Origin of the sequence: Pilosibacter fragilis (genome assembly GCF_032490495.1) — a bacterium.
GTDB lineage: Bacteria > Bacillota > Clostridia > Lachnospirales > Lachnospiraceae > Pilosibacter > Pilosibacter fragilis.
Genome location: NZ_JAVYJB010000045.1, coordinates 1 through 2,557, shown reverse-complemented (window position 1 = coordinate 2,557; position 2,557 = coordinate 1). Strand labels below are relative to the sequence as shown.

At 43.7% G+C, this 2,557-nt stretch carries 3 protein-coding genes and 1 pseudogene; all 4 read right to left on the bottom strand.

The window, feature by feature from the left end; all coding sequences use genetic code 11:
- Nucleotides 1-82 precede the first annotated feature (82 nt).
- Nucleotides 83-460 (bottom strand): hypothetical protein, encoded by a 378-nt coding sequence (locus ABCW45_RS17605; protein WP_343221285.1) that lies wholly within the window; start codon nt 458-460, stop codon nt 83-85.
- Nucleotides 461-535: 75 nt separating this feature from the next.
- A complete protein-coding gene (locus ABCW45_RS17600) occupies nt 536-1,483 on the bottom strand; it encodes a DUF4261 domain-containing protein (protein ID WP_015553441.1) in 948 nt (315 codons plus the stop codon).
- 141 nt (nt 1,484-1,624) lie between these two features.
- On the bottom strand, nt 1,625-1,969 hold the full coding sequence (locus tag ABCW45_RS17595; protein ID WP_343221284.1) for a TnpV protein: 345 nt from the start codon (nt 1,967-1,969) through the stop codon (nt 1,625-1,627).
- 13 nt (nt 1,970-1,982) lie between these two features.
- Nucleotides 1,983-2,557: pseudogene (locus tag ABCW45_RS17590) on the bottom strand (DUF4368 domain-containing protein); the annotation flags it as partial.

Here is a 2,557-nt window from a genome sequence, read left to right as displayed (position 1 = left end):
TCATGTTCGTCCACACAGTTATAATGGTTATCGAACCCCATATGAAGCAAGGACGGCAGCATAAATTGATAAGCACTATTTTTTAGCCACAAGTGTTACAAAAAAGCTTGACCACAACACTTCTGCATTCAATACATTCTTCGTCTAAAGACTCTACACCAACATAATGAATATTATAATCTACAGTATCGTTTATAAATCTTTCAAGGAAACTGTTCAAAACAAAGGCTACTCTATCATCACAATATACATAACCAATTAAATTTTTATCTGTGATTTCTACACATTCATTATACCCGTCTACTGATGAGTCGTAGTATATAGCATACCAATATGCTCCTGGATTTCCTGCTTGTGAAAGAAAATAATTTCCAATAACAACTTCCAAATGTCCACATAATGAAATCCATTGATGTTTTGTACTACTACTTATCGAAAAAATACCACTAATATCCGTCATGTCATCACACTCTCTATTGTATATCTTCAAATTCTTATTTATCTTTTTATATTTTCGTCATCACATCACAATACATCAATCACGATTTCCGGCTGCATACTCGCCCATGCAAACATCCATGACTATCCTCGCTGGCTGAATCAGTGCATCCTCATACTGACACTTCCACTGGATGTCCTGCACGATCATTCCGTTCCGAATGCCGTCGATGGTATCCCCATCCTTCATAGGCTTTTCATTGTTCAGCAAATAGGATGCCAAATTGTAGGCGTGATTTACTACCCAGTTTGGATCCATGTCACGGAAGTGATACTGCAAATCTTCTATATACAAAAGACTCAGACCAAGCGTGTCCACTACACTGTCCTCCGTCCCCTGAACATTAAAAAAACGAACGTTTACTGCGTACCGGATAAAGCGGTCAACGCCGGGGATTTCATTTTTCCGGATATCATCAGCCAGGATCAGCTTTCCTGAGTTAAGGTTGTAAACCGCCTCACACTGAGGATATAATTCCACCAGTGCCTCCAGATAATCCATAAGCATATTTGCACGTTTTCTTGCAGGTAGCCCGCCGCCCAACATATCATTAGCAAAAATCTGATATTTGCACTCAGAGAGAATACGGTCACGGTCACTCATACAATCCCACATCTGGCTGCGTCTGAAAGCATCAATGGAATCCCGCACAAATTCCTCACAGTCAGAAATCATCAATGTTACCGGAATGCTGGCATCCTTCATCTCAGAGATGTAATCATGGGCGGCAAATTTCACACCCGCCTTGCGACTACCATACTGCTCCACTTTTCCCAGATGCTTCGACAATATCTCTATAAACCTCTCATTGGAAGGCATCTCGTATTTCTCTTTCATCAGAAGCTGTATCATGAACACGCCGCCTGGGCGTATTTGGGAATCAGTCTTTTGTGACAAATCCTGCTGAAACTGCTGCTCCTGATGCTGTTTTTCTTCTGACTCCCTCTTTTCTTTTCTTTTTTTCAACTTATCCAATAACCCCATCTACATTCTCCTTTGTGTTGACTTTACGATTTGTTGCTCAAGTTCATCTTAAAATTATACCATAAAACTTGTGAACAATTCTACCGTCATTTTGGAACATATGAGAAAAGTCCGAACAGTTTTCTGCCCGGACTTTCTCACTCAATCATAAATCAATTCCGCTTTCACAATCTCCTCTGCCTGTGCCTTGCAAGCGTTCATCTGCCGCACCCATTCCATTTGGTTTTCGGCTTTCAGCTGTTCGGTCACGCCGTTTTGCTCTGCCAGTGACCGCACGATCAGCTCCATGCGGTTTCGTGCCGCTTCGTCAATCTCGGCGCAATGCTCAAAGAGTTTATCGGATAGCGCCAGCTCATTGAACAGTATCGGACGGTGCATTTCCAGATACGCCTTGCGGAGTCTGCCGTAGTGCCCGAGGGGCTTGGTCTTGCGGATAACGATGTTCGGGATAAGATAATCGCCGTTCTGTGTATAAGTGATATTCATGCTGTTTGTACTCCTTCATCGGCTCTCTCTGTGGTAAACTGCTGACAGGGACGAACACTCCCTTTGCAATATCCTCCGCACGAATGGCGGCTTTCTTGGCTTCGATTTCTGCCTTTTTCCGCTTCTTGATTTTGTCCTCGTATCGCTTCTGCGCTCCGCTGGCTTTCCGCTTCAAGTAGTTCTGATGAAGCCTGTCTTTGCGTTCCTCACGCTTGCGGATTTCCTCTAATTCTTCCGGGGTCAGCTCCACTTCTCCAAACGCCGGGGGAACAAATCGCCCGACAAAATTGAAGTAAATCTCGACCTCCTGTGTGGTCTGTATACTGCCTTTACGGTCACGCTCATGCACAAGGATTTTCTCGATAAACTCGTTGAGCATGGCAATGGTCAGCTTGTCGAAGTTCTCATACTTGTCAATCAGAGCGATAAAACGGTCAGCGTCCTTTTCGTGCTTCTCATAGCTCTTGACAGCCTTTTCCAGAGTAGAGATTTCGGCGTTAAGCTCGGACTGTTCCTTTTCGTATTGAGCGTCCAGAGTGGCGTATCTGCTGTCGGACAGCTTTCCTAAAATGTTGTCCTCATAGATTT

Bases quoted from the DNA above. Each gene is read 5' to 3' on its own strand.
- ABCW45_RS17605 (WP_343221285.1), bottom strand. From the start codon at position 460: ATGACGGATATTAGTGGTATTTTTTCGATAAGTAGTAGTACAAAACAT.
- ABCW45_RS17600 (WP_015553441.1), bottom strand. From the start codon at position 1,483: ATGGGGTTATTGGATAAGTTGAAAAAAAGAAAAGAAAAGAGGGAGTCA.
- ABCW45_RS17595 (WP_343221284.1), bottom strand. From the start codon at position 1,969: ATGAATATCACTTATACACAGAACGGCGATTATCTTATCCCGAACATC.